The organism is Pectobacterium carotovorum (assembly GCF_033898505.1).
In the GTDB taxonomy this organism is placed as follows: Bacteria; Pseudomonadota; Gammaproteobacteria; order Enterobacterales; family Enterobacteriaceae; genus Pectobacterium; species Pectobacterium carotovorum_J.
The window spans coordinates 413,765-437,921 of record NZ_JAXAFK010000002.1 but is presented as its reverse complement, the minus strand read 5'-3'; the positions used below and the strand labels follow the sequence as shown (position 1 = coordinate 437,921).

The 24,157-nt window shown below is 54.0% G+C and carries 22 protein-coding genes and 3 tRNA genes; 10 read left to right on the top strand and 15 right to left on the bottom strand.

Annotation, left to right across the window (positions count from 1 at the left end; translation table 11 throughout):
• Positions 1–21: 21 nt before the first annotated feature.
• Complete coding sequence (locus R9X49_RS14005) at positions 22–2,166, top strand: alpha-galactosidase (RefSeq protein ID WP_319848985.1); 2,145 nt, start codon at positions 22–24, stop codon at positions 2,164–2,166.
• A 45-nt stretch (positions 2,167–2,211) separates the two neighbouring features.
• Here the strand turns inward: R9X49_RS14005 and R9X49_RS14000 are convergent, their stop codons facing one another.
• From R9X49_RS14000 to R9X49_RS13980, 5 genes are all read right to left on the bottom strand, one after another.
• Positions 2,212–3,519, bottom strand: a complete 1,308-nt coding sequence (locus tag R9X49_RS14000; RefSeq protein WP_319848983.1) for an ABC transporter substrate-binding protein — start codon at positions 3,517–3,519, stop codon at positions 2,212–2,214.
• Complete coding sequence (locus R9X49_RS13995; RefSeq protein WP_319848982.1) at positions 3,512–4,600, bottom strand: ABC transporter ATP-binding protein; 1,089 nt, start codon at positions 4,598–4,600, stop codon at positions 3,512–3,514. The genes R9X49_RS14000 and R9X49_RS13995 overlap by 8 nt, the downstream gene beginning before the upstream one ends.
• The gene (locus tag R9X49_RS13990) at positions 4,600–5,424 is read right to left on the bottom strand and encodes a phosphodiesterase (protein ID WP_225086916.1); all 825 of its coding nucleotides are present in this window, start codon (positions 5,422–5,424) and stop codon (positions 4,600–4,602) included. The genes R9X49_RS13995 and R9X49_RS13990 overlap by 1 nt, the downstream gene beginning before the upstream one ends.
• A gap of 246 nt (positions 5,425–5,670) precedes the next feature.
• Positions 5,671–6,576, bottom strand: coding sequence for a carbohydrate ABC transporter permease (locus R9X49_RS13985; RefSeq protein ID WP_319848981.1), 906 nt, complete (start codon positions 6,574–6,576; stop codon positions 5,671–5,673).
• Positions 6,566–7,438, bottom strand: a complete 873-nt coding sequence (locus R9X49_RS13980; protein ID WP_319848980.1) for a sugar ABC transporter permease — start codon at positions 7,436–7,438, stop codon at positions 6,566–6,568. Before R9X49_RS13980 ends, R9X49_RS13985 begins: the two co-directional genes overlap by 11 nt.
• Positions 7,439–7,675: 237 nt before the next feature.
• On the opposite strand from R9X49_RS13980, the gene R9X49_RS13975 reads away from it, so the two are divergent.
• Together R9X49_RS13975 and R9X49_RS13970 are read left to right on the top strand one after the other, a co-directional pair.
• A complete protein-coding gene (locus tag R9X49_RS13975; RefSeq protein ID WP_319848979.1) occupies positions 7,676–8,275 on the top strand; it encodes a hypothetical protein in 600 nt (199 codons plus the stop codon).
• A complete protein-coding gene (locus R9X49_RS13970) occupies positions 8,260–8,679 on the top strand; it encodes a type II toxin-antitoxin system YafO family toxin (RefSeq protein ID WP_319848978.1) in 420 nt (139 codons plus the stop codon). Before R9X49_RS13975 ends, R9X49_RS13970 begins: the two co-directional genes overlap by 16 nt.
• A 136-nt stretch (positions 8,680–8,815) precedes the next feature.
• Here the strand turns inward: R9X49_RS13970 and gcvP are convergent, their stop codons facing one another.
• From gcvP to gcvT, 3 genes are all read right to left on the bottom strand, one after another.
• Positions 8,816–11,686, bottom strand: a complete 2,871-nt coding sequence (gene gcvP / locus R9X49_RS13965; protein WP_319848977.1) for an aminomethyl-transferring glycine dehydrogenase — start codon at positions 11,684–11,686, stop codon at positions 8,816–8,818.
• Positions 11,687–11,789: 103 nt separating this feature from the next.
• A complete protein-coding gene (gene gcvH, locus R9X49_RS13960) occupies positions 11,790–12,182 on the bottom strand; it encodes a glycine cleavage system protein GcvH (RefSeq protein WP_271876023.1) in 393 nt (130 codons plus the stop codon).
• 59 nt (positions 12,183–12,241) lie between these two features.
• Entirely contained in the window at positions 12,242–13,357 is a 1,116-nt protein-coding gene (gcvT, locus tag R9X49_RS13955; protein WP_319848976.1) for a glycine cleavage system aminomethyltransferase GcvT, read from the bottom strand.
• 745 nt (positions 13,358–14,102) lie between these two features.
• Between gcvT and R9X49_RS13950 the strand changes: the two genes are divergently transcribed.
• Positions 14,103–14,492 carry a hypothetical protein gene (locus tag R9X49_RS13950; RefSeq protein ID WP_319848975.1) on the top strand — a complete coding sequence of 130 codons (390 nt, stop codon included), beginning with the start codon at positions 14,103–14,105 and terminating at the stop codon, positions 14,490–14,492.
• A 174-nt stretch (positions 14,493–14,666) separates the two neighbouring features.
• Here the strand turns inward: R9X49_RS13950 and alsS are convergent, their stop codons facing one another.
• A complete protein-coding gene (gene alsS, locus R9X49_RS13945) occupies positions 14,667–16,346 on the bottom strand; it encodes an acetolactate synthase AlsS (protein ID WP_319848974.1) in 1,680 nt (559 codons plus the stop codon).
• 21 nt (positions 16,347–16,367) lie between these two features.
• Complete coding sequence (gene budA / locus R9X49_RS13940; RefSeq protein ID WP_319848972.1) at positions 16,368–17,150, bottom strand: acetolactate decarboxylase; 783 nt, start codon at positions 17,148–17,150, stop codon at positions 16,368–16,370.
• A 129-nt stretch (positions 17,151–17,279) separates the two neighbouring features.
• Here budA and R9X49_RS13935 point away from each other — a divergent pair, with 129 nt between their 5' ends.
• Both R9X49_RS13935 and R9X49_RS13930 read left to right on the top strand, forming a co-directional pair.
• Complete coding sequence (locus R9X49_RS13935; protein WP_319848971.1) at positions 17,280–18,182, top strand: LysR family transcriptional regulator; 903 nt, start codon at positions 17,280–17,282, stop codon at positions 18,180–18,182.
• A gap of 106 nt (positions 18,183–18,288) precedes the next feature.
• Positions 18,289–18,579: a DUF1435 domain-containing protein gene (locus R9X49_RS13930; RefSeq protein ID WP_319848970.1), complete on the top strand. Its 291-nt coding sequence runs from the start codon at positions 18,289–18,291 to the stop codon at positions 18,577–18,579.
• A 138-nt stretch (positions 18,580–18,717) separates the two neighbouring features.
• Here the strand turns inward: R9X49_RS13930 and R9X49_RS13925 are convergent.
• From R9X49_RS13925 to R9X49_RS13910, 4 genes are all read right to left on the bottom strand, one after another.
• Positions 18,718–18,804 (bottom strand) — tRNA-Leu (locus R9X49_RS13925).
• Between the two features lie 79 nt (positions 18,805–18,883).
• A tRNA-Leu gene (locus R9X49_RS13920) sits at positions 18,884–18,970 on the bottom strand.
• A gap of 73 nt (positions 18,971–19,043) precedes the next feature.
• A tRNA-Leu gene (locus R9X49_RS13915) sits at positions 19,044–19,130 on the bottom strand.
• Positions 19,131–19,233: 103 nt separating this feature from the next.
• On the bottom strand, positions 19,234–20,139 hold the full coding sequence (locus R9X49_RS13910) for a LysR family transcriptional regulator (protein WP_319848969.1): 906 nt from the start codon (positions 20,137–20,139) through the stop codon (positions 19,234–19,236).
• A gap of 113 nt (positions 20,140–20,252) precedes the next feature.
• Between R9X49_RS13910 and R9X49_RS13905 the strand changes: the two genes are divergently transcribed.
• A complete protein-coding gene (locus R9X49_RS13905) occupies positions 20,253–21,245 on the top strand; it encodes an aldo/keto reductase (RefSeq protein ID WP_319848968.1) in 993 nt (330 codons plus the stop codon).
• Positions 21,246–21,247: 2 nt separating this feature from the next.
• Here the strand turns inward: R9X49_RS13905 and rsmC are convergent, their stop codons facing one another.
• A complete protein-coding gene (gene rsmC, locus R9X49_RS13900; RefSeq protein ID WP_319848967.1) occupies positions 21,248–22,294 on the bottom strand; it encodes a 16S rRNA (guanine(1207)-N(2))-methyltransferase RsmC in 1,047 nt (348 codons plus the stop codon).
• A 159-nt stretch (positions 22,295–22,453) separates the two neighbouring features.
• Between rsmC and R9X49_RS13895 the strand changes: the two genes are divergently transcribed.
• From R9X49_RS13895 to R9X49_RS13885, 3 genes are all read left to right on the top strand, one after another.
• Positions 22,454–22,867, top strand: a complete 414-nt coding sequence (locus tag R9X49_RS13895) for a DNA polymerase III subunit psi (RefSeq protein ID WP_319848966.1) — start codon at positions 22,454–22,456, stop codon at positions 22,865–22,867.
• Positions 22,836–23,279, top strand: coding sequence for a ribosomal protein S18-alanine N-acetyltransferase (gene rimI / locus R9X49_RS13890; protein WP_319848964.1), 444 nt, complete (start codon positions 22,836–22,838; stop codon positions 23,277–23,279). The genes R9X49_RS13895 and rimI overlap by 32 nt, the downstream gene beginning before the upstream one ends.
• Before the next feature lie 203 nt (positions 23,280–23,482).
• The gene (locus R9X49_RS13885) at positions 23,483–23,962 is read left to right on the top strand and encodes a discoidin domain-containing protein (RefSeq protein ID WP_319848963.1); all 480 of its coding nucleotides are present in this window, start codon (positions 23,483–23,485) and stop codon (positions 23,960–23,962) included.
• The last annotated feature ends 195 nt before the right edge of the window (positions 23,963–24,157 follow it).

Here is a 24,157-nt window from a genome sequence, read left to right as displayed (position 1 = left end):
TCGTAATTGGGAGCCTTCCTCATGGTGCGTGATCTTGTTCAATTAACCAGCGCGCAGTGCGATATCATCGTTCGCTGCGCTCCGGCGGCGGAAATTCTCTACTGGGGGCCACGGCTGCGCGGTTTCTCTCCAGAGGATATCGTTTCTCTGCAACGCCCCGTTGCTAACGGTCGTCTGGATGTCGATCTCCCTCTGACGCTGGCGATGGAATACGGACGTGGCCAGTTCGGTTCCCCGGGTATTGAGGGGCATCGCTCGGGCTATGACGCCGCGCCGATCTTCACGACGACGCAGGCTGACGTTCAGGACAATACGCTCATCATTACAGCGGAAGATGCACAGGCAGGATTGCGTCTGACCAGCGAGCTGCGTCTGGATCCGCAGACCGATGTCCTGCAACTGCGCCACACGTTGCAGAATCTGCGCGCTGATGTCTGGCAAGTACAGCGCCTGGCCGTCACGCTCCCCGTCCCGGAACGGGCGAGCGACGTCATGGCGTTTCACGGCCGCTGGCTACGTGAGTTTCAGACTCACCGTCTCACGTTGCAGCACGGCGGCTTTATTCAGGAAAGCCGTCGCGGAAGAAGCTCCCACGAATATTTCCCCGCGTTTATCCTCGGTGAATCCGCGTTCAATGAGCAGCATGGTGCCGTCTGGGGCGTGCATTTAGGCTGGAGCGGCAACCACCGTCTGCGTGCCGATATTAAAACGGACGGACGCCGCGTCGTGCAGGCGGAAGCCCTGTATCTGCCGGGCGAAATCACGCTGGCACAGTCGGAATCCCTCACTACACCATGGGTCTACGCCGCCTTCTCTGATACTGGCCTGAATGGCATGAGCCAGCGCTACCACACCTTCCTGCGCCAGTCCCTGATCCAATTCTGCGGCGACAAGCCGCGCCCGGTGCACCTCAATACCTGGGAAGGGATCTATTTCGATCACGATCCAGAGTACATCATGCAGATGGCGAGCAAGGCCGCCGACGTCGGCGTGGAGCGCTTCATTATCGATGACGGCTGGTTCCTCGGTCGCCATCATGACCGAGCTGCACTCGGCGACTGGTATCTGGACGAGGAAAAATACCCGAACGGGCTAATGCCCGTCATCGAGCATGTCAAAGCACTGGGGATGGAGTTCGGTATTTGGGTCGAACCGGAGATGATCAACCCCGATTCCGACCTGTTCCGCGCCCATCCCGACTGGGTGCTGCAATTGCCCGGCTACGCACAGCCAACGGGTCGCTACCAGTACGTGCTGAATTTAAATCAGCCCGACGCCTTCGCTTACCTGCTGGAGCGGCTGAGCTGGCTGCTGGGCGAGCACCCGGTCGATTATGTGAAATGGGATATGAACCGCGAGCTGGTGCAGCCCGGCCATGAAGGGCGTCTGGCCGCCGATGCGCAGACTCGGCAGTTCTATCGTCTGCTCGATACCCTGCGTCAGCGTTTTCCCCATGTTGAGTTTGAATCCTGCGCGTCCGGCGGCGGCCGTATCGACTACGGCGTGCTGGAGCGCACCCAGCGTTTCTGGGTGTCGGATAACAACGACGCGCTGGAGCGACAGACCATCCAGCGCGGCATGAGCTACTTCTTCCCGCCAGAGGTGATGGGGCAACACATCGGACATGCACGGTGCCACGCTACCTATCGGCGCCATACCCTCGCCTTTCGCGGCCTGACCGCTCTGTTCGGTCACATGGGCATCGAACTGGATCCCGTAAAGGCCGATGACGACGAACTGGAAGGCTATCGCCACTACATCCAGTTGCATAAAACGCTGCGCCCGCTGCTGCACAACGGCACCACCTGGCGGGTCGATATGCCGGACAATGCCACACAGGTCACCGGCGTGGTCAGCCACGATCGGCAGCATGCCGTTTTTCAGATTGCCCAGTTGTGTATGCCGAATTATTCGCTGGCGGGTACGCTGCGCTTCCCCGGTCTGCGACCCGACGCGCGTTATGAAGTCACACTGCTGGATAGTCCGGAAATCAAAACGGTGCGCGAAGGCGGCAGCACCATGCGTGAACTTCCTCTCTGGTTACGTCAACCGATCGTGGTTTCTGGCGATTGGCTGATGCAGGCTGGTCTTTCCCTTCCCGTCCTGACGCCGGAAACCGCCATTCTGGTCGCGCTTTCCGCAGTGGCGGAAAGCGCAGGCAATTAGCCTTTTCCCGCCCCGTTGAGCCAGTATCAATGGGGCGAGATGTCCTTATTTCACGTCTCGCAACGCCGTTTTATCCACATAAGGCTTCATGATGCCATCCGCCTCTTTTTGTGCAGCAGCAGCGGCGTCATCAACCTTTTTCGCCGGATCGTTTAACAGCGCAGCCAGCTGATTTTCCATCGCTTTACGCACCGCGACCGTCTCATAGGTTGCATACCACGGATGGGCATATTGCAGCTGTGAAAGCGCAATCGCCGCACGCGGATCTTTCGCCAGATAATCCTTCATTTCCGGCAGATCGTAGGCCGCCATGCGCGGTGCGAAATAGCCGGTAAAACGGCTCCAGTTGCCGCTGACTTCCGGGCTGACCAGATAGTTCATGAATTGCCAGGCCGCTTTCTTCTGCGCTTCGGAAATCCCTTTGAAGCTCACCAGACTCGCCCCACCGATGGTTACGCCGCGACGCTCTTTTTCCGGCATCATCGCCACGCCAAGCTGGAAATCTTTGGTGTTTTCACGCATAAAGCCCAGCGCACCGGTGCTCAGCATCGTCATGCCCAGTTTGCCGGAGAAAAACGCGGCGCTGATCTGTTTGGAATTCAGCACGCCAGCGGGCATCACTTTGTCGCGGTACACTAAATCACGCCAGAACTGGAGCGCGCCTTTGGTTGATGCCGTGTTGTAATACACTTCGCCCGGATAATCGGCATTGTAATACGCTCCGCCGTTGGCACGCGTCAGCGCAGACAGCATCCAGCCGCCGTAGTCATCGTTTGTGGACGGAATCATGATGCCCCACTGCCCTTTCGCCGGGTCAGTCAGTTTCTTCGCGACGGCAACCACTTCATCCCAGTTTTTCGGCGGTTCGTTAAAGCCGGCCTTTTTCAGCATGTCTTCGTTGTAATAGAGGATCGGCGTCGAGTTGTGGAACGGGATCGCGTAAGTCACCCCCATTACCTGCGCATTCTGATGCAGCGCAGGCCAGAAATTTTTGGTCAGGAAAGGCGTGGCTTTTTCATTGCCGTATTTGAACAGCTCGTCCATCGGCAGGATTTCATCTTTGATGACCAGATCGGCAGTGAAATTCGCCGACATAATCACCAGCGCTGGCGGATCGCCCGCTTTAGCGGCAGCTTCCGCTTTCACCTTGGTTGTGTCGTAATTGCCGGTGAAGATCCCACGCACTTCAACCTGATCCTGCGATTGGTTGTACTCCTTGATGATGCGCGTCATTTCCATCGTCAGCTTGCCATCAACCGGCGCAGGAAACATGAAATCGATACTCTCTTTCGCCAGCGCGGGGCCGGACATCAGCAAGGCTATCGCCAGCGCCATCATACGGGGGTTACGCATTTCTTTTCTCCTGGGATAAATTACGGGCGGTTTGCCCGGAAAACCAATGACAATCCTGCGGTGAAAAATGAAGCACAATGGGGGCACCGACATCCGGCACGCCATCGCGATTTGGCCGACGGTAGCGAATATTTCCCAACGGCGTATCCACATGTATCAGATACTCCGCGCCAAACAGCTCCCTCTGCTTCACTGTTCCCGGCAATGACAAGTCGCCGTCTGACGCGGCGTGTTCGGTAATATGCTCAGGGCGAATCCCCAGCAGCACGCTGGTTAATGCTCGCGTTTCTTCACTGTCAGGCAGCGCCACAGGCAATGCCTGCAACATGGCGCGGCCATCTGTGCAGGGCAGCGTCACGAGATTCATCGCTGGCGTGCCAATAAACCCGGCGACAAAGACATTAGCCGGGTGTGAATACAGCTGTTCCGGCGTCCCGACCTGTTGCAGCACGCCGCGATCGAGCACGGCGATCCTGTCGGCCATCGTCATCGCCTCAATCTGATCGTGCGTGACGTAAACGGTGGTCGTTTTCAACTGCCGATGCAGATCCATAATGCCGTCCCGCACATCGCTGCGCAGGCGGGCATCCAGATTCGACAGCGGCTCATCCATCAGAAATAAATGCGGATCGCGTACGATCGCCCGCGCCATCGCCACACGCTGGCGCTGACCGCCAGATAGTTTCCCCGGCTTGCGTTTCAGTAGCGGCTCAAGCTGGAGCAGGCTGGCAACGCGCTGCACGCGCTGTGGATACTCTGCTTTCGGCTCGCCGCGCATCCGCATCCCAAAAGTGATGTTCTGCTCAACTGTCAGGTGCGGAAACAGTGCATAGTTCTGGAAGATCATCGAGAAATTACGCTGTTTCGGGCTCCACGTCGTAATGTCGTCGTCACCCAGCAGAATTTGTCCGTCGCTTACGTCCTCCAGTCCGGCCAGCATACGCAGCAGCGTACTTTTGCCACAGCCGGACGGTCCGACCAGCACCAGAAATTCGCCGTCAGCGATATCCAGCGACAGCGATGCCAGCGCCTGCGTATGCTCGAAGCGTTTGCTGATATTACGTAACTGAATCACAGCCATTACGCATCCACCGGACAGCTGATACGTGGATCGTAGAGGTAAGGCCCGGGGTACGAGGCAATCGACTGGCTGTAGCTGACCAGCCCGGTAACCGGCACATAGCGGTGCATGACCACGCTGGCGGGTTCCAGGTTGTAGTACGACGTGTCGTCATAGTAGAAATACGGCACCTGATGGACAGTGCCCGGCACGGTGGCAATAATCGCCTGCCGATGCTGCGTCATAATCAGGCGGTGCGTATGGCCGCAGAAGATCCGCGTAAGCTGCGGGAAACGCTCGATCAACGTCAGCAGCTCGCTCCCGTTTTCGCAGGCAATCCGATCCATGTGTGCCGATCCCAGCGGGAGCGGCGGATGGTGCATGAAGATCGCCGTTTCGCGCGTGGCGTGATCTTGCAACTGCTGCTCCAGCCAGCCCAACGTGGACGGCGTCAGCCAGCCTTTCGCCTGCCCGGCCAAACTGGTGTCGATGAACAGCAGGCGCATCGGGAAGTCATCCACCGCATAGCGGATGTTCTCGGGATCATCGCCTAATTGTGGGCAAAGCGGGCGCATCGCGTTGAGGAAATGCTGCTTATCATCGTGATTACCCGGAATCACGTACATCGGGTAATCCAGCATCTGCAACACGCGCTGTGCCACCTGATACTCCTGCGGACTGCCGCAGTTAACGATATCGCCGCTAATCACCACCGCGTCCGGCCGCTCGCTCAGCGCGTTGAGCTGGTTAATGACCTTGGCATTTTCCCCGTTAATATCAATAAATTCATAGAGCTTGCGCCCCTCACTGCGAAAATGCAGATCGGAAATCTGTGCCAGCAACATAACCACCACCTCTATCGTTATTTCACCCGTTGGCGAACGCCGATCGTTTAAGGATCGAGATACATGGAGCTTGTCGCTCCTGATAAATAGAATTAAGTCACCCGCATGGCCTAACGCCGATCGCTCAAGCATCGAGGTACACGGGGCGACCGCAGGGGTGAGGCCTCCCTGCGGGAACCTCCCCCTGTGTTTCCCCTAACAGCGAGCTTAAGTAACCCGTATTACCCGCATGGCCTTATCAGCGATTCACTTAATGCCCGAGAAGCCGAAGCTGCTCAGGAACTGCTTCTGGAACACCACAAAAGCCACCATCAGCGGCAGACACACCAGCAGCGTACCTGCGCAAATCAATCCCCACTGCCCGCCGGACTCCGCGCCCATGGCAAACGACACCAGCCCAATGGTCAGTACCTGTTTGTCCGGGTCGTTGAGCACCATCAGCGGCCAGAGATATTCGTTCCAGTGGTAGGTAATACTTACCGTGGCGAAAGCCAGAATCGACGGCCAGGTCATCGGGATCAGGACGTGAAACACCACCTGCCACCAGCGACAGCCTTCCATCAACGCGGCTTCTTCGATCTCTTTGGCGATATTGAGAAACGCCTGACGCATCAGGAATACGCCAAACGCCGAGGCGAAATACGGCATCATCACACCAGTCAGGGTGTTGAGCAGGCCAAGCTGTTTGAGCGTCATCATGTTTGGCACCATCATGACGACTGGCATGATCATCAGTTGAATCAGCAGCAGATAGAACAGCAGCGTTTTGCCGCGAAACTCGTGATAGGCAAAGATGTAGCCCGCCGTGGTGATCGTCACCAGCTGTACCAGAAACGTGCCGACCGCAAAGATCAGCGTGTTGGTGTAAAGCTGTAGCCAGTTGGCGCTGTCCCACGCATCGCGGAAGTTATCGAGCGTAAATGGGAGACGCGGCAGCAGCGACGCCATATCTACGCCGAAGCTGCTGGTGCTAATGGAAGAAGACAACATCCAGATAAACGGGCTGACCCACAGTAGCGCAGCGCAAATCAGCAGCAGCGGTAGCGTGAATCGCGTCGTGATGCGAAGCGGGTGGCGATTGGCAACGCTGCGGTTTGCAACATGCCGAACGTCAACGCTTAGGTTCTCAACATTCAGGTGATCAACGCTCATAATGCACCCCTTTCTCCAGCACTTTCAGATTCATAGTGGAAAAGGCGAACAGCATCGCCAGCGTCAGGAAGGTCGCCGCAGAGGCTTTACCCAGATCGTGCGTGTCATTCGCCAGATCCTGGATGTAATAGAGCAGCACGGTCGTCGCGTTATTCGGCCCGCCGCGCGTCATCACAGCAACATGGTCGATCTGGGTAATGGCGTAGATAAAGGCGATAGTGACCACAAAGGCGATGGTTGGCCGTAGCAGCGGCAGCGTGACGTAGAAAAACACCTGACGCCGTGAAGCGCCTTCCATCAGCGCCGCTTCGCGGGCGGAAGCAGAAATGGCTTGCAGACCGGCGAGAAAGAACAGCATGTAATAACCCGCGAATTTCCAGATACCGATAACGCTCACCGCCACCAGCGCGCTGTCGCTCATGCCGAGATAGTTGTTGTTCATCGGGCCGAACACTTTCGCCAGATAGTAATCCAGCAGCCCCAGCCCCGGCATAAAGATGAACAGCCACAGCGTCGCGGCGCTCACCAGCGGAATAATCATCGGAAAGAAGAAAGCAGTACGCAGCCAGCGGTTAACGCGCGTGTTTTCCCACAGCAGCACCGCCAGCAACAGCGCCAGCAGTACGCCGGGAACCACCGTCATCAGGATATACAGCACGTTGTTCAGCAAGGCCTGCCAGAACACCGCGTCCTGCACCAGACGCACAAAATTATCCATACCGACAAACAGCGGCGTATCGGCATTCAGCCGGGTGTCATACAGGCTATCGATAACCGAGCGCAGCAGGGGGAAATAGGTGAAGGCAAGCAAAAAAACCAGCGTCGGCAACAGCACAAGATAGGGAAAGCATTTTGCACGCATAACTCAAAGGCCGCTCAGTGTGAAACACAGAGGCCTTACCCTAGAACGCTAGCGTGTCAGTGGGGCGTCAGTTTAATGACAGTTTGTTTTCGGGTAGGGAAAATATGCCTGCGAACGATTCATCTCCGTTTTGGCAGGTGATTTGCGGGAAGGTTCGAAGTCCCTAAAAATACGGCTGGGAAGAGTGACTAACTTTGCTGTATCATTTTTAACCTGTAAAATTATAAGGAATCAATCATGCTAGGGCTTGAAGCTATGGCTATTGTCAACCAAGGGCCGGATAAGATAGAGAGCGTTTTCAATAACGTGTCTCAGCCTATTGAGCGATCCATATCTGACTTTGACAGAAGTCACGGGAATTCTATCTCCAAAAAACAAGCCTCCGATGCACTGAAAATCATCTACAAAGTCATGGCACCCGTTGAAAAAAACTGTGAAAAATATAAAGAGTTTATCGATACCCTTAGCAATGGAACTGATGAGAACATTGCAGCACTAGACATCCAACGCAGTGACATCGACAAGCTAAACGATCAGGTCAATCAAATTGATCATGGCATAACGAGGCTTCTTTATACCTTCTTTGTTGCCGAAAATAACAAAGCCTGGTTGCCACATCTCACTACGCTTATGACAATGAAAAATCACGCGATCAACACTTTCATCGAATACAAGAAGTTAACTATGGGGGTAGCCACACTCGGAGCTCAGTTTCTTCCTCTTGAATACGAAGAAGCAGGGGAATTTAACGATGAAGAATTAGCTGCTTTCAAAAAGTCAGTTGAAGACAGTCACAAGAGACTTGGCATGGAGCCGCCAGCATGGAAAACCGCGTAAGCATTATTGATGATGCCGCCGCAGGTCAATTGGAAAACTTCTTTGCTAAAGCATTAGCAAATTATAAAAACAACGGAAAAGTCTCTGCATATCTTGGAAAGATGGGCGGTTTTGAACGTTCTTCTCAATCTAACCTTTCTGGAATTTACAAGTCTCATATTCGCATTCCAGGAGAAGAGACCCCGTGGCCTGCATCACATCCCCTCCATCGCAGAGTAAGCGATAATTTCTTAGTATTTGCAATACATAATATCCATCCCCTGAATATTCAAGTAATTGCAATTATTAAACCAGATGGTCACGAAAGGATTAAGAAATTATTACCCACAATTATAAAAATAACGGAAAGCAAGTTTCAGTCTCTAAATGAAAGACAGCTTAATTCACTTTCTTATTATAAATAAGAGAGGCTGAATATTGAGGAATGTTCGAATAAACCAAAAACTCCTTCTGGTATCAGCTTCAAATTCCCCGTAGCCAAATAAATTTGGCCTCGCATGCGTTAAAATACGTGCGAGGCCAATATTCACACCGCGCTTATTAATAATCGCTCATCGGCACACACGAACAGAACAGGTTACGGTCGCCGTAAACGTCGTCCAGACGCTTCACGCTCGGCCAGTATTTGTGTTCGCTGCCAGCCGGGAATACCGCCAGTTCGCGGCTATAGGGGTGTGCCCAGTCCGCCACCAGCTCCGCCTGCGTATGCGGTGCGTTCACCAGCGGGTTGTCGTCCAGCGGCCATTCGCCCTGCGCAACACGGTTGATTTCGGCACGGATCGCCAGCATCGCGTCAACAAAGCGATCGATCTCGACCTGACTCTCCGATTCCGTTGGCTCCACCATCAGCGTGCCCGCGACCGGGAACGACATGGTCGGCGCATGGAAACCGTAGTCGATCAGACGCTTGGCGATATCCATCTCGCTGATACCCGTGCTCTCTTTGAGCGGACGAATATCCAGAATGCATTCGTGCGCCACGCGACCATCACGGCCGGTGTAAAGCACCGGATAGGCCTGCTGCAAGCGCGTCGCGATGTAGTTGGCGTTCAGGATCGCCATCTGGCTGGCCTGTTTCAGCCCTTCCGCGCCCATCATACGGATATACATCCAGCTAATCGGCAGAATGGAGGCACTCCCGAACGGTGCCGCCGATACCGCGCCTTGCTCCGTTAACACACCCTCGATTTTTACTACCTGATGCCCCGGTACAAACGGTGCCAGATGCGCTTTCACGCCAATCGGCCCCATGCCCGGTCCGCCGCCGCCGTGCGGAATACAGAAGGTTTTATGCAGGTTCAGGTGCGATACATCTGCGCCAATGTAGCCCGGCGTCGTAATACCAACCTGCGCGTTCATGTTCGCGCCGTCCAGATACACCTGACCGCCATATTGATGCACGATCTGGCACACTTCACGGATCGTTTCTTCATAGACGCCATGGGTGGACGGATAGGTCACCATAATGCAGGAAAGCTGCTCGCCTGCCGCCTGTGCTTTCTCACGCAGATCGTGCAGATCGATATTGCCCTGCTTGTCACAGGCGACCACCACCACGTCCATCCCCGCCATCTGCGCCGATGCCGGGTTCGTACCGTGGGCAGAGCTAGGAATCAGACAGAGATTACGGCTGGCTTCATTGCGGCTTTCATGATAGCGACGGATCGCCAGCAGCCCCGCGTATTCGCCCTGCGCACCCGAATTGGGCTGCATGCAAATCGCGTCATAGCCCGTCAGTTGTACCAACCAGCCCGATAGCTGTTCAATCATTTGACGATAGCCCAGCGCCTGTTCCGGCGGGCAGAACGGATGCAGTTCAGCAAACTCCGGCCAGGTAATCGGCAGCATTTCCGCCGCCGCGTTGAGCTTCATGGTGCAGGAACCAAGCGGGATCATCGCCTGATTCAGCGCCAGGTCCTTACGCGCCAGACGATGCAGGTAACGCATCATCTCGGTTTCACTGTGATAGCGGTTGAACACCGGATGCGACAGGATCGCATCGTGACGTACCAGCCCGGCAGGGATCGTCGCAGCTTGCTGACCAACAGCCGCATCAAGCGCCTCAATATCCAACCCGTGATCGTCACCTAACAGCACCGCAAACAGCGCCAGTACGTCTTCACGCGTGGTCGCTTCATCCAGCGTGATGCCCACGGCGCTTGCCAAATCGCTGCGCAGGTTAATGCCAAAACTTAATGCCCGACTCAGTACCGCGTCCTTGTCTGCGACTTCGATGGTCAAAGTATCGAACCAGCTGCGATGGCGCAGCAGCAGGCCGCCCTGCGTTAATCCCGCCGCCAGAATATCGGTCAGGCGGTGGATGCGTCCTGCAATACGTTTGAGCCCTTCTGGGCCGTGGAATACCGCGTACATCCCAGCAATGTTGGCCAGTAGCACCTGCGAGGTACAAATATTGGAATTCGCCTTCTCGCGGCGAATGTGCTGTTCACGCGTCTGCATCGCCATGCGCAGCGCAGTGTTGCCTGCCGCATCGCGCGACACACCGATGATACGTCCCGGCATCGCACGTTTATGTTCATCACGACAGGCGAAGAAGGCCGCGTGTGGCCCGCCGTAACCCATCGGCACGCCAAAGCGCTGTGCGGAACCGAAGACAATGTCCGCGCCCTGTTTGCCCGGGGCGGTCAGCAGCACCAGCGCCATGATGTCCGACGCCACGCAGCTGACAACCTTACGCGCTTTCAGTGCGGCCATCAGGTCGCTGTAATCGTGCAGTTCGCCCGTCGTCCCCACCTGTTGCAGCAGTACGCCAAACACCGCACCGTCTTTCAGCGCCTCTTCCGCCTTACCCACAACAATCTCAAAACCGAAGGTTTCCGCGCGGGTACGCACCACGTCCAGCGTTTGCGGATGTACGTCGTCGGCGACGAAGAAACGCTCAGCCTGCTTGAGTTTGCTGATACGTTTTGCCATCGCCATCGCTTCCGCCGCTGCGGTCGCTTCATCCAGCAACGAGGCGGAGGCCAAGTCCAGACCAGTTAAATCCTGTGTGACCTGCTGAAAATTCAGCAGCGCCTCAAGACGCCCCTGAGAGACTTCCGGCTGATACGGCGTATAGGCGGTGTACCAGCCTGGGTTTTCCAGCAGGTTGCGTAAAATCACTGGCGGCATCAGCACCGCGCTGTAGCCCATACCGATATAGCTTTTATAACGTTGATTGCGTCCTGCAATGGCCTTCAGCTCAGCTAACGCTTCATGTTCCGTCACTGCCTCTCCCACCGCTGGCGGGCTGGGCAATTGAATATCCACCGGGACAATCTGGCGGATCAGCGCATCCAGCGACGTCGCGCCCACCACCGACAGCATGTGCTGCTGTTGGCTGACGGAAGGACCGATATGGCGCTCGATAAACGCGCCGTCATGTTCGAGTTGACTGAGTGTCTGGGTCATTACAGTAATTTCCTGCATCAATCGTGATCGCTGCCGCGCTGAAAGACGACGCGGGCGAATAAAACAAAACGCCCCCGGTTCAGCAAAACCGAGGGCGCGATAACTACTCGTCTTCTTCTAGCGACGCCTGATAGGCTTCGGCATCAAGCAGTTCGTCCAAATCAGACTCATCAGAAATTCTGATGCGGAACAGCCAGCCATCAGCATAAGGCGCGCTGTTGACCAGCTCAGGGGAGCTTTCCAGATCTTCGTTGATTTCCACGATCTCACCGCTGATGGGCGCATAAATATCCGACGCCGCTTTTACCGATTCCGCCACCGCACAGTCATCGCCTGCGGCGACGACTGTGCCCACTTCAGGTAAATCGATAAAGACCATGTCACCCAGAAGCTCCTGCGCGTGCTCGGTAATGCCCACGCTGTAGATACCGCCGCCCTCGTGCAGTACCCATTCATGCGACGTGGTGTATTTTAATTCTGCTGGTACATTGCTCATTGCATCCCCTTTCCTAAAGTCGTTAATCCTATGCGCTTATCTTTACAGGCAAGCCGCTATCAATACTGAACGATGGCTTTTCCGGCGCGAACAAAGCCGGGTTTGGTCACGTGGACGGGCAGTTCGCGGTTACGAATCTGCACAATCGCCTGTTCACCAATCCCCACCGGAACACGCGCCAGCGCGATGCTCACGCCAAGCGTTGGCGAGAACGATCCGCTGGTGATGACCCCTTCGCGCATCACGCCATCACTATCAGTAAAGCGCACAGGTAAATCATTGCGCAATACGCCTTTTTCCGTCAGCACTAAACCAACCAGTTGATCGGTCCCTTTTTCACGCTGATGCGTTAATGCTTCACGCCCGATAAATTGGCGATCCTCCGGCTGCCAGGCAATCGTCCATCCCATATTGGCCGCCAGTGGCGAAACGCCCTCATCCATATCCTGACCGTACAGATTCATCCCGGCTTCCAGCCGCAGCGTATCGCGTGCGCCCAACCCGCATGGCTTCACGCCAACTGCCAGCAGTTGCTGCCAGAATTCGACCACCTGCTCACTCGGCAACGCAATTTCATAACCGGCTTCGCCCGTATAACCCGTCGTAGCGACGAAGAAATCCCCCGCCTGCTTGCCAAAAAATGGCTTCATGCCAGCTACCGCTGCCACGTCTGCATCACTCAAGCCTTTCGCCTTCAGGCATTCCTGCACTTTTTCCTGCGCCTGCGGACCTTGTACCGCGACCAGCGCCAGATCCTCACGCTCACGGATTTCGATACCAAAAGGAGCAGCGTGCTGCTCGATCCAGGCGAGATCTTTTTCGCGGGTCGCGGAGTTCACTACCAGCCGGAAATAATCTTCCGTGAGAAAATAAACGATCAGATCGTCGATGACGCCACCGGAAGCATTCAGCATGCCGGTATACAGCGCTTTGCCCGGCTGCGTGAGTTTAGCGACATCATTCGCCAGCAGGTAACGCAGGAATTCACGCGTTCTCACGCCGTGCAAATCGACGATGGTCATGTGGGAAACGTCAAAAATGCCAGCTTCCCGACGCACAATATGGTGCTCATCCAATTGAGAACCGTAATGCAGCGGCATCATCCAGCCGTGAAAATCCACCATTTTGGCACCATCGGCCAGATGTTGTTGGTACAACGGGGTCTGCTTTGCCATTCTTCATCCCTCTTCAGCGCATGGCGTTCAGGCGATAAAACACACTACGCAAACGATATCTTCTAACTGAACTTACCACCGAAGCGCAGGTTAAACCACACTCTTAGGCATAAGATAAATTATATAGAAGGCGAAGAAAGTCGAATCGTCCACAAAAAACAAAGCAGCGTAATATTCTTAACAATAGACAAAAACAAGAATATAACTTACTTAAACCAGCCTAATTCACAAATTAATGGCATTAAAGCTGGATAACTCAGGCAATGCCCCCCACGCAAGAATATCATTCGAATTAGATAATCTAATGATAAAAACAACGCTAAATTAGATTTTTTCAATCAAAATCCGGCAACGGCCCCCTGCTTTACGCTTTTCCTTATGTCGCCATCATCACGATTTTGTGAGCCGTATCTCAGGCGTCTTTTCTATGTGGCAGCACGCGCTAAAAGATCAAATTCGTCTGAAACGAATTTGATCGGCCAACTCACAGGCAACTTGAAGTATGACGAGGATTAAGGTGTAAAAAATATCGTCACGCAGCATTATATTAATAATTACATGAAAAATTAATATTACTTAAAATGACGATCGAGATAATAGATTGGATTATAACTTTAAAGTTGCTATTTATTAGCAAACCAAGAAAATACAGTTAATAGAATCTGACTGCCAATTGCATAAACTCAGATGCTCATCTAGATTTTAAATGTGTTTCTCCCTGTTAAAATCATATAGGATAAAAGCTATGCAAAAAAACATTAATACATTATTGCAACGTTCTATTGCTGCATCGGCATTTCTATTTTTGACGTTTACTGCCGACAACGCATTCGCGGTAGATGTCAAAGGAAAATTCACCAAAAGTGGCGTGGAGTTTACTTACGCAGAGCAAAAATATGGTTCTGGTGCAGGAAATCGCGGAATTCGTATCATGGCGGCTACACGCGATCAAACCTACAAATTCAGCCCTAACCCGCATGATGACCCCTGGTATAATAAAAACCAAGAAAAGTTTTACCGAACTGCGGCTGAAGCGTTAGCTGATAGTTATTTAGCATCGCCACAGAGAATTTTTCCACGATATGGATTCAAATCAACAATTAACAAGATTGAGTACACTTATGGAGAAAGGTAGCACATTGTTTAATAACTATTGAATGAGCTTGTTTTCATAAAATACAGAAAAATGTTAGCCCTTAACATGAATACTTTCCTGGATATTACTCTTTTACTGTCTGCCCAGATTCCTCTGGGCAGACAGTGTAAATAATATTAATAGATACCAGCGTACAGACGCGATCCTGACGTATCAAATCAGCACGCTAATATTTAGATTCTCCATCAGCCAGTGGTTATCGGAATAATCAACCGGAATCGCAATCACCGCTGGGCCGTCAACGTCCATCGCCTGACGAAGTTTGCTGACCAGTTCATCCGCGGATTCCACCGCAAACCCTTTCGCGCCAAACGCTTCCGCATACGCTTTGAAATCAATCGGCCCAAATGCCACGCCCGCCGGACGATGGTATTTATGGATTTGCTGGATTTCCACCATGTTATAGCCGTTATCCACCCAGATGATATGCAGAAGATTGCTTTTCAGGCGCACCGCCGTTTCCAGCTCCATACTGGACTGCATAAACCCACCATCGCCGGAAACGGATACCACTTTCTTGCCAGGCTGCACCAGTGATGCCGCTATCGCCCACGGCAGCGCCACGCCCATGGTCTGCTGGCCGTTGGTCATCAGAATCTGTCGCGCCCGGAAGCTATACAGGTAACGCGCCAGCCAGATGTGGAAACTCCCCATATCCACACACAGCGTGACATCTTCATTCACGATATCCTGCATCGCCCGTACCAGACGCAGAGGGTGGATCGCAAACCCAGCCATGTTGATGGCACGCGTACTGAGATCGTGGCGCTGACGCTGACGATCCTGCAACACGGCCTGCGTGCCCGCCGATAAGATCACTGGCTCGCTGATACACGCATTCAACGCATCCACCGTCATCGCGATATTCCCGAGCAGCTCGATATCAGGGTGATAGGCGCTGTCGATCTCAGCCCGCAGCACGTCAATGTGGATCAGCGTTGCTTTGCCGCTATTCCATAACACCGGATCGTACTCAATCGGGCTGTAGCCTACGGTAACGATCACGTCCGCCTGTTGCAGCAGCTTATCCCCGGCCTGATTGTTGAACAATCCAACGCGTCCGGCAAAGTGATCGAACTGCTGCTGGTCGATCACGCCAGCAGCCTGATACGTGCTGGTAACCGGCAGTTGGCTGCGGTGTAAAAAACGACGCAGTGCCTGTGCATTTTCCTGTTGGCTAGCCATTAATCCGAGCAGTAACACCGGATTTTTAGCCTGTCGCAGCCGTTTGGCCGCCTCGGCAACGTCACTATGCGGCGCACCGTTTAGCAGCGGCAAATTCGGACATGCCAGCACAGGGCTACTCACCGGCTCATTGACGATATCCTGCGGCAGGCTGACAAACGCCGCCCCTGGACGGCCGCTTTCCGCTGCCCGGAAAGCATTCGCCAGCACTTCAGAAATCGCGCTGGATGCCGTAATTTCCGCACTGAATTTACTGACCGGTTGAAACAGGCTAACGGTGTCCAGACTCTGGTGTGTCAGCTTGAGCTTATCCGCCCGCTTAACCGCCCCGCCCAATGCCACGACCGCATCACCTTCTGCGGTTGCCGTTGCCAGCCCGGTGACCAGATTGGAACAGCCGGGGCCGGATGTCACCAGCGTCACTCCCGCTTTTCCCGTGAGACGGCCTATCGCCGCCGCCATAAACGCGCCGTTCGCCTCATGACGTACCGGGATCGTTTGAATTGTCGAGTCTTCCAGCTCATCAAACACGCGATCGATTTTAGCGCCGGGAATACCAAAAATATGCTTTACGCCCTGCGCTTCCAGGTGTTTTACAATCAGCTCGGCTCCGCTACTCCAGCTTTGCTGTTCGGTGGACTTTTCCATGACATGACTCCGATGAAATGACTAGCTCTCTACTGACTTGATGACGCTATTGAGGTTTTCTGAGGACAGATCGGCATTGAGAAATTCCCGATCCTGAGGCAGATCGATGATCAGTTTGGCAACCACACCAAACGTTAGCGTGCCGTGTTCGACGTCATAATTCAGAATATGGCCGCCGCCCTGGCGATCGTCAGTAATGAAATGTTCGTGGTAACCCGCGACATTAATTCCCTGAGTGTAAGCTGGACTACGAAAACCAATAACACTGCCGTTACGGTGCTCAAAATGAAATGTCGGTTGTCCTTCAACCGCTTCCTGCATCGGTTTATAAGGCCGGCACTGCCGGGGGACGGTACGGGTTTCAACACAGCGAAAATTCCCGTCAATCCGCAGCGCGCAGAACAAATTATCCGTTCCCACAATCTCATCGATCTGGCGATGCACGTCTTCGCGCGAGGTCCAGCGATCAAAACGGATCGTTTCCGTCGGGTGAAAGAACGTCATTACGGCGAACGGCGTTTTCTGCTCCGGCTTCGCCGCCCGTGCGCTGCCATCGGATAACAGCTGGAAAATCTGGCTATTTAACGCAACCAGTTCCCCATCCAAACTATTAAATGTTCCTAATCCAAAGTCACCATGTTCCAGTAATTCAGCCATCGTTCGGCTACCTTCGTATACGCCATTTATTAGCCCACTCATTAATGAGGTCTGATAAATAACGCTGTCTGCATGCTGCTGACGAAAATCATAAGCATAGCTGGCAAAGGCTTCCTCACAGGATTGTTCACTGACATTCGTTTTCATACATTCCTTCTCACCGCACCAATTACTTAAATATTACTAATATTTAGATAAAGATTGACGCGGGAGAGAACAAAATTCCAATATGCAATTCAGGCTATTTCAAGATCGGAAACATATGGAGTTACGTAAATGGAGCTACGTTATCTGCGCTATTTTGTCGCCGTTGCCCAGGCACGGCATTTCACGCGTGCGGCAGAAAATCTGGGGATGTCACAGCCGCCTCTTAGCCAGCAAATCAAGAAATTCGAGCAGGAGATCGGGACACCGCTGTTCAAGCGACTGACGCGCGGCGTAGAAATGACGGAGGCGGGACAGGCGCTGTATGAAGACGCATGCAGGATTCTGCAACTCACCGATTCGGCGATTGCACGGACCAGAAGTATTGCGCGAGGCGAAAAAGGAAGCCTGAACGTGGGCTTCTCACCGTCGGCCATGTTCCATCCGACGGTGCTTGCCCTGCTGCATCGTTACTGTCAGCAGTATCCACATGTTCAACCGCTACCGAGGGAAGAAAACCCGGCAACGCTTATTGCTGCGCTGCAAGAACGCAATATCGATATCGCATTTCTGCGTTTACCTTGCGATCTCAGTGATGAGATTAACGGGGAAATTTTGGCCGAGGAGCCGATGAAACTGGTATTACCCGCGGGGCATGCGCTTAGCCATAAAGCGCAGGTTTCGCTCAGCGAGTTGCGTCAGGAACCGCTGATTATTTTCCCACGCGAGGTGTGTCCGGGACTGCACGATATGATTATCCGCACCTGCTATCTGTCAGGCTATGGCCCCAGACCCAGCCCATTTGCCCCGCAGCTTACGGCGACGATCGGGATGGTCGCGGCAGGCTTCGGCATTACTCTGGTGCCGGAATCACTCGCCTGCATTCAGGCCGATAACGTGACCTATCACGATATCGGCATGCCTGAAATCCATACACAAATTGCGGCTATCTGGCGCAAACATGAACGATCGCCCGTTATCGTGAATATGATCCACCTGATACGCCAGCATCTGAGTAGCCAGCATCCCGATTAATCCCGTGATAGAGAAAATTCCGGCCATCTGCTCGTCAAAAAGCTAGTAATTGATATAAATTCTTATATGATATTAGTTATCATTATCACTTTTGACGGGTGGAAAAATGCTAACAGCAATGATCACAGCCTGCGGGCTATGGGGTGTGAGCTGGTGTATGGGGAAGCATCTGTCCAGTGCCTGGGGCGTGCTGTTACCTTGTGCCATCATGCCGCTACTGGCGCTGCTCAATCTGAACCTGACGCATCTGAAAGTGATTATCGCCATCGCCCTGCTGGCGACGCTTGTCATGCTGTTCCATCAACGCTTACGTCACTATTTACTGCTGCCGTCCTGCGTTGCGCTGGCTGGCGGCTTAGCGGCGCTGTCCGTCACGTTTAATCTCACGACGCTGTAAATGTACGTGGATGTAGATCAGTAAACGAGAAAGAGTACACAACCCAGAATGGTAAATAATCACGAAAAAGCGGCATAGCCAGAAACGGGATAAAAGAGAATAATAGGGAAAAAATCAGGAAGATACAGAGGGAATCTGTGGTGCGAAGAGAGGGACTTGAACCCTCACGTCCGTAAGGACACTAACACCTGAAGCTAGCGCGTCTACCAATTCCGCCACCTTCGCACTGAGAACGTTGTTTGTCTTATGCAGCAAACCTGCTTTATGCGGAAAATCAGCTTTATGCGTTAAAGCTATCATGACATGGTGCGAAGAGAGGGACTTGAACCCTCACGTCCGTAAGAACACTAACACCTGAAGCTAGCGCGTCTACCAATTCCGCCACCTTCGCAATTCTGTCATGCTGCTTATGCAATACTGATTTACTGCTTCGGTTCGACAAACGAGAACCGCTGTAGTGACGTTGGTGCGAAGAGAGGGACTTGAACCCTCACGTCCGTAAGAACACTAACACCTGAAGCTAGCGCGTCTACCAATTCCGCCACCTTCGCAACACTGCTTTACGCAATATCACTACGGGGGCGAATTCTAGAGGTTTTCGCGTTCACGTCAATGATTATTTCCTCTGGAATGCGGGGTTTGCTGCAAAAATCATCATCTCGCTGCGGCGTTGCGCGTAAAGAGCTCATCAAGCCATTCTATAAACACCCGAATCCGTGGTGCGAGAAAACGACCGGGCGCATACATCACGTAAAGCGGCATCGCAGGCGGCGGCATTTCCGGCAGGATCTCCATCAGTTCCCCGCTTTCCAGAAATGGGCGTAAACCGCGACGCGGTGCCTGAATAATCCCCAGCCCGGCACGGGCACTGGCGATGTAGGCATCGGTGCCGTTAACCTGCAACGCACTGGGCAACATACGCGTAATGCACTCATCATCCGACATGAATTCCAGCGGATAAAGATATTCAGTACGCAGGGAGAAATACCCGATCATGCGATGCCCCGACAGCTCATCAAGCGAACGCGGCACGCCGTATCGCGCCAGATAGTCGGCCGACGCACAGGTAATCTGCGGCATTGACGGCAAATGGCGGGTCGCCAGCGTCTCGTCGTCCGTCTGCCAGGCTCGCAACACACAGTCAACGCCTTCACGCAGCACATTAATCGCCGCATCGTTGGCGCTCAGCATCAGCGTCACCTGCGGATAACGCGCGTAGAACTCCCCCAGCGCCGGAACGACGATCTCTCGCGCCAGCGAGTGCGGCATATCCACCCGCACTTTACCAACGGGCTGCTGTTTTTGCTGCGTGAATAGCGTGTCGATTTCTTCAATTTCCGCAAGCAATTGCAGACAGCGTTCATAATAAACGCGTCCTTCATCGGTGATCTGCACCTGACGGGTCGTGCGTTGTAGCAAACGCACCCCTAGACGCCCTTCAAGCTGTTTGATGGTGTTGCTCACCGTCGCACGCGGTAGTGTCAGTCGCTCCGCCGCCCGGCTGAAGCTACCTAATTCGACAATTCGCACAAAAACCCGCATCGCCTGAATATGATCCATCACCGCCACCATTGTTGGTTATTTTTGAACAGTGTTGCATAAAAAGCGGTATTTATCTTTGTTAGATAAACAACCAGACTGCTTTCACTGCCAACGAAATGAGGAAGATGACAATGCAACAGCGCAAATTAGGCACGAACGGTCCACAGGTTTCGGCTATTGGGCTAGGCTGCATGGGGATGAGCGATTTCTACTCCACCGCGCAGGATGAGAAAGAATCCATCGCCACGTTGCACCGCGCACTGGAGCTGGGCGTCACACTGCTGGATACCGCCGATATGTATGGCCCACACACCAATGAGTTACTGCTCGGAAAAGCGATAAAAGGCAAGCGCGATCAGGTCTTTCTGGCAACCAAATTCGGTATCATCCGCGACCCGGCAAACCCCAACGCGCGCGGCATCTGCGGTAAGCCGGATTATATCCGCCGTGCGGTAGAAGGCAGCCTGACGCGCCTCGGTACGGACGTCATCGATTTGTACTATCAGCACCGCATCGACCCGACGGTTCCGATCGAAGAGACAGTCGGCACACTGGCGGAGCTAGTACAGGAAGGCAAGATTCGCTACATCGGCCTGAGTGAAGCCTCCGTCACCACGCTGGAGCGTGCGCATCGCGTGCACCCCATTACGGCGTTACAGAGTGAATACTCACTGTGGACACGCGATATGGAAGCCGACATTCTGCCTGCCTGTGAGCGTTTGGGGATCGGGTTTGTGCCTTACAGCCCGCTGGGCCGGGGTTTCCTGACCGGTGCGATTCGCAGCCCGGACGATCTGGCCGCCGACGATTTCCGCCGCACCAATCCGCGTTTCTCTGGGGAAAACTTCGACAAGAATCTGCTGCTGGTAGAGAAAATTAACCAACTGGCGCAGGAAAAACAGGTTACACCTTCACAACTGGCGCTGGCGTGGGTATTGGCACAGGGTGAGCATATCGTGCCGATTCCGGGCACCAAACGCCGCCGCTATCTGGAAGAGAACGTCGCGGCGCTGGATGTCACGCTGACGCAAGAGGAGTTGGCCGCCATTAATGCCATCTTCCCACCCGATGCCGCAGCGGGCGAACGCTATGGCAAGGAGAGTATGGCAGCCCTTAATCAGTAGGATTACCGACGACCTTTACTGCCTGTGCGCGGCGGACGACCAACAGTGGCTTGATACACTTTAAAGCGTCCGGTCTGCGCCAGCACTTCATGGCTGCCAAATGCGGCGTCTAACAGCGCCGGATACGGCAGGAAGGCGTTAGCGACGATGCGCAACTGCCCGCCAACCGGCAGATGGGTCACCGCGCCACGAATCAGCATTTCCGCGGCTTGCAGGCTAGTCTGTAAGCCGTCGTGGAATGGTGGATTGGAGACGATCATATCGAAGCGGCCATTAATGTCGGAATAGACGTTGCTCGCAATCACCGCGCCTTCCAACGCATTCGCCGCCAGCGTAGCTTTGCTGGACTCCACCGCCGCCGCGCTGACATCGCTCAGCGTTAGGCGGATCTTCGGCGACTGTTTCGCCAGTACCGATGCCAGCACGCCCGCCCCGCAGGCGATATCCAGCACTTTGCCTTTCATGTGCGGCTCAAACGTAGACAGCAGCAGTCGGCTACCTGGATCCAGGTCATCACGACTGAAGACGCCCGGAAGCGTTTTGACGGTCACACCATCCGTCACATACTCGTCCCACCAGTCATCCAGCGTGAAGCTGGCCTGCTTGTCAATCCGACCGTGGTAAAGCCCACAGCGGCGCGCACTGTCGATTTTAACCAGATCAACGAAATCAGACAGCACAGTTTCGGCGCTGCGCACGCCGCTGCGGTTTTCCCCAACCACGAAGATCTCCGCGCCAACCGGCAGCAGGGACAGCAGATTACGCAGTTGGAATTCCGCTTCCTGTTTGCTCTTCGGCCAGTAATAGATCAGCGTATCGCTATCCGCCACCAGCGCTGCATCCGCCACCAGGCCGTATCGAGCATTCTCTCCAAGCGGCTTTACCATCTGTTGCCAGTGGTGATATTGGTTGCAGTGGACACGCACCGACGCCGCCTCAAATTGCGCAGGCAGGGTATCCTGCAAATCACCGGCAAACAGAACGCGGCGTGAGAGAAATTCATCGCTATGGCGCAGTATAACTTCACTGGCGGGGGTTAATGCGGACATCGGGCTACGGCTCCTTAATCATTGAGCGGGGGATTATATACGCTTCGCCCCCGAAGTTGCAGCGCGCAGAGGAAATAACCGCGCCGACGTTGGCGCAGCCTGACGGGGTTTGTTAGCATAGGCACGAATCATTTTCTCGCACGCCAGACAGGATAACGCATGGAATCAAGACGTGACAGGCTGCTACAGCAACTGGGGATTACGCAGTGGACGCTGCGTCGCCCAACGGTGCTGCAAGGCGAAATCGCCGTCAGTCTGCCCGCACAGGTGCGTCTGGTGATTGTCTCCGCCGAGCCGCTGGCCGATGATGAACCGCTGCTGGCCGATGTCCTGCACAGTCTGGCGCTGACGCCTGCACAAGCCTATCGGCTGACGCCGCAGCAGCTCGAGATGCTGCCCGCCGACGCACGCTGCCATAGCTGGCGGCTGGGTATTGCGGAGCCGATTGCGCTACAGGGCGTTCAGCTTTCCAGCCCTCTGCTTTCCGAACTTTATCAAAATGCCGACGCCAAACGGGCGCTGTGGCAACAGATCTGTGAACATGAACACGATATCTTCTCTGACGCCAGCTGACCTGGCGCAAGCCTTTAAAATTGAACAAGCCAGCCACGCCTTTCCCTGGACGGAAAAAACGTTTGTCAGCAATCAAGGGGAACGTTATTTCAACATCAAACTGAGCCATGACGGGCAGCTTGCCGCTTACGCCATCACGCAGGTTGTGCTGGATGAAGCGACGCTGTTCAACATCGCCGTGCACCCCGACCACCAGCGTCAGGGCTTGGGTCGCCAGCTATTGGAGCACCTGATCGACGAAATGGAGCGACGCGGAATTCTGACGCTGTGGCTGGAAGTCCGCGAATCAAACGCACGCGCCATCGCGCTGTATGAAAGTCTGGGCTTTAACGAAGTCTCCGTGCGCCGCGATTATTACCCCACGGCACAAGGTAGAGAAGACGCGATTCTCATGGCGCTGCCGCTCGGCTAACACCTTTATCTGCGGCACTCGCCACGAGGAGAGTGCCATAAATGTGCGCCCCGTCTCGCTCTGCCTTTTTTCCTGCCAGAAAAATCCCCGCAACGTGATCGCTACAAATAAAACATCGTTTCTTTTTTATCATAATGACATTCCATTTCATGTTTCTGGTTTGCAGGCATGCCATGGTTTATCCGTTATCAACGAGGAATAATATGAAAAAATACACTCTGGCTACGACGCTTCTGTGCGGCTTATTCTCTCTTTCCGCTTACGCGGTACAAGTAACGGCGGTGACAGCCTCCGCTTATGATTCAGACAAAGGCCACAAGCCGGCCAACATTGCCGATGGCGACGTAAAAACGCGCTGGGCAGCAAATGGTGAGAGCTGGGTTCAGTTAGAACTGGATAAAGAACAATCGGTTGAGAACTTTGTTCTTGTTCCTTTCAAAGCGGACGAGCGCAAACTGAAGTTCTCCGTCTCCTACTCCACCGACGGTAAAACCTGGAAAAAGCTGGCTGAGAATCTGGTCACCTCCAGCAATGCCAAAGACGGTGAAAAATTCACCTTCCCAGCCGTTAAAGCCAAATTCTTCAAACTGGATACGTTTGGCACCGATGTGAACAAATGGAGCGCGATCAACGAGATCAGCTTTAACAGCACCGCACAGGTTCCTGCTCAGGCGATTAAGTAACGTTATCGGGCTGGCCTGACGTTAAGGCCGGCCTCTTCCGCTGTCGTTGAACCGCACCGCTAGAGGGCGTGGTGCATTTTCGCCTTGCAGCCCACACGTTGCGGAGCATCCCGTCCTCTCTCCATCAGTACCCACATTTTCCTTAGCATTGAAATAAAAATCATTCTCAACTAAGATGCGCCTGAAATTTGACCT

Bases quoted from the DNA above. Each gene is read 5' to 3' on its own strand.
- R9X49_RS14005 (WP_319848985.1), top strand. From the start codon at position 22: ATGGTGCGTGATCTTGTTCAATTAACCAGCGCGCAGTGCGATATCATC.
- R9X49_RS14000 (WP_319848983.1), bottom strand. From the start codon at position 3,519: ATGCGTAACCCCCGTATGATGGCGCTGGCGATAGCCTTGCTGATGTCC.
- R9X49_RS13995 (WP_319848982.1), bottom strand. From the start codon at position 4,600: ATGGCTGTGATTCAGTTACGTAATATCAGCAAACGCTTCGAGCATACG.
- R9X49_RS13990 (WP_225086916.1), bottom strand. From the start codon at position 5,424: ATGTTGCTGGCACAGATTTCCGATCTGCATTTTCGCAGTGAGGGGCGC.
- R9X49_RS13985 (WP_319848981.1), bottom strand. From the start codon at position 6,576: ATGAGCGTTGATCACCTGAATGTTGAGAACCTAAGCGTTGACGTTCGG.
- R9X49_RS13980 (WP_319848980.1), bottom strand. From the start codon at position 7,438: ATGCGTGCAAAATGCTTTCCCTATCTTGTGCTGTTGCCGACGCTGGTT.
- R9X49_RS13975 (WP_319848979.1), top strand. From the start codon at position 7,676: ATGCTAGGGCTTGAAGCTATGGCTATTGTCAACCAAGGGCCGGATAAG.
- R9X49_RS13970 (WP_319848978.1), top strand. From the start codon at position 8,260: ATGGAAAACCGCGTAAGCATTATTGATGATGCCGCCGCAGGTCAATTG.
- gcvP (WP_319848977.1), bottom strand. From the start codon at position 11,686: ATGACCCAGACACTCAGTCAACTCGAACATGACGGCGCGTTTATCGAG.
- gcvH (WP_271876023.1), bottom strand. From the start codon at position 12,182: ATGAGCAATGTACCAGCAGAATTAAAATACACCACGTCGCATGAATGG.
- gcvT (WP_319848976.1), bottom strand. From the start codon at position 13,357: ATGGCAAAGCAGACCCCGTTGTACCAACAACATCTGGCCGATGGTGCC.
- R9X49_RS13950 (WP_319848975.1), top strand. From the start codon at position 14,103: ATGCAAAAAAACATTAATACATTATTGCAACGTTCTATTGCTGCATCG.
- alsS (WP_319848974.1), bottom strand. From the start codon at position 16,346: ATGGAAAAGTCCACCGAACAGCAAAGCTGGAGTAGCGGAGCCGAGCTG.
- budA (WP_319848972.1), bottom strand. From the start codon at position 17,150: ATGAAAACGAATGTCAGTGAACAATCCTGTGAGGAAGCCTTTGCCAGC.
- R9X49_RS13935 (WP_319848971.1), top strand. From the start codon at position 17,280: ATGGAGCTACGTTATCTGCGCTATTTTGTCGCCGTTGCCCAGGCACGG.
- R9X49_RS13930 (WP_319848970.1), top strand. From the start codon at position 18,289: ATGCTAACAGCAATGATCACAGCCTGCGGGCTATGGGGTGTGAGCTGG.
- R9X49_RS13910 (WP_319848969.1), bottom strand. From the start codon at position 20,139: ATGGATCATATTCAGGCGATGCGGGTTTTTGTGCGAATTGTCGAATTA.
- R9X49_RS13905 (WP_319848968.1), top strand. From the start codon at position 20,253: ATGCAACAGCGCAAATTAGGCACGAACGGTCCACAGGTTTCGGCTATT.
- rsmC (WP_319848967.1), bottom strand. From the start codon at position 22,294: ATGTCCGCATTAACCCCCGCCAGTGAAGTTATACTGCGCCATAGCGAT.
- R9X49_RS13895 (WP_319848966.1), top strand. From the start codon at position 22,454: ATGGAATCAAGACGTGACAGGCTGCTACAGCAACTGGGGATTACGCAG.
- rimI (WP_319848964.1), top strand. From the start codon at position 22,836: ATGAACACGATATCTTCTCTGACGCCAGCTGACCTGGCGCAAGCCTTT.
- R9X49_RS13885 (WP_319848963.1), top strand. From the start codon at position 23,483: ATGAAAAAATACACTCTGGCTACGACGCTTCTGTGCGGCTTATTCTCT.